This is a genomic window from Limnofasciculus baicalensis BBK-W-15 (genome assembly GCF_024178385.1).
Lineage (GTDB): Bacteria > Cyanobacteriota > Cyanobacteriia > Cyanobacteriales > Coleofasciculaceae > Limnofasciculus > Limnofasciculus baicalensis.
On sequence record NZ_JAMZMM010000707.1, the window covers coordinates 1 to 1330 of the forward strand.

1 protein-coding gene is annotated in these 1330 nt (G+C 63.2%); it reads left to right on the plus strand.

Annotation, left to right across the window (positions count from 1 at the left end; genetic code table 11):
• Window positions 1–541: glycerol-3-phosphate acyltransferase (locus tag NJ959_RS29610; RefSeq protein WP_254015342.1), on the plus strand; the 541-nt coding region annotated here is incomplete at its 5' end.
• Window positions 542–1330 lie beyond the last annotated feature (789 nt).

Sequence of the window (1330 nt, forward strand, 5' to 3'; positions counted from 1 at the left end):
CCGGTGCTGTCTCAGTGTCTTCGCTGCTGCGTCCGCGTTGGTTTCGCGTCGGGGTGTGGTGGCCGGTTGGCTGGCGGGGGGCCGTTGCGGGGACGTCGGTCCGGTGATCGGGGACGCTCTGTGGGTGGCGGCGATGCTCGAGCCGGTCTTGGGTCGCGTGCTCGATCCGTGGCTCAAGTTCACTGGCGGCAAGGGTGTTGCGACGTCTTTGGGGGCGTTGCTGGCCGTGTTTCCGCACTTGACGGTGCCGGCGGCAGCGGCGTTTGCGGTGTTCGCGGTGGTCCTCGCCGGCCTGCGATACATGAGCGTGGCGGCGATGTCGGGGGCGGTGTCGCTGCCATTCTTGGTGGTACTGGGATGGTGGCTGGGCCGGTCTGGAACTTCTTCCAATCCGACCGCCGCAGGGTTTGAATCGCTGACACCGGCGTTGACGCTGTCGGTACTGGTCGCGGTGCTAGTCCTGTGGACGCACCGGGGCAACATCCGCCGCCTTCGCGCGGGGACTGAGCCCAAGATTCATGAGCGTGTGACCGCGAAATAGTTATCGGACACTGCGACAATTGGTTATCGAACCTCACCGAATTGGATGTTGGTCGGGTGTGGTGGTCGATCTATGGACGTCCGAGAGCGCTGAGGTTGGCCCGCATGTCGGGGTTGTTCCAATCGAGGCGCGGTTACGGGACGCTTGGAGTCGGCCATGGTGATGGTTCGCGAAAGTTCGTTCGCTTCTGACCCGATGCCCTTCTTACGCGAAGGAAGGGGGTCACTCCGAATGGAACCCAAGTTGCGATTGACAGATCCGGTGCACCGTGACGATCCGATCCCGTTTCCGGGCCGCGATGCGGCTCCGGTGCGGCGTTGGCAGCCACGCCTGACCAAGCAGTCCGACGACCCGGTGATCCGTGGTGTCGAGGACACGCTGAAGCAGATGGAAGCGAAGTTGAAGGAACTCGGCCGCACGGTGGATGAGGATGGCGATGACGATGATCGCCCCCGCGCGGCCTGCATGACTGAAGCACGGCTGCCCATGAACCCCGCGAGTGATCGCGGGGTTTTCGTTTGGGTGACGGAGAAGCGCCACGATTCGAAGACTCATCGTGGGCGTGCAGAATCGGGCAATGGGCAATGGGCAATGGGCAATGGGCAATGGGCAATGGGCAATGGGCATCAGGCATCGGGCGTGAGGTCGCGCGTGGGGAGGAGTTTGGGCTCGGTTGCGAGGGGCTCGAAGTCTGGGAGTTGCTTGTCGCTCTTGACGCCCGCGTCCTCGAACTTGCGGAGCGTTGGCTCGAAGCGTTTGGTGTAACTGCTGACGAACTCGTTGTACTTG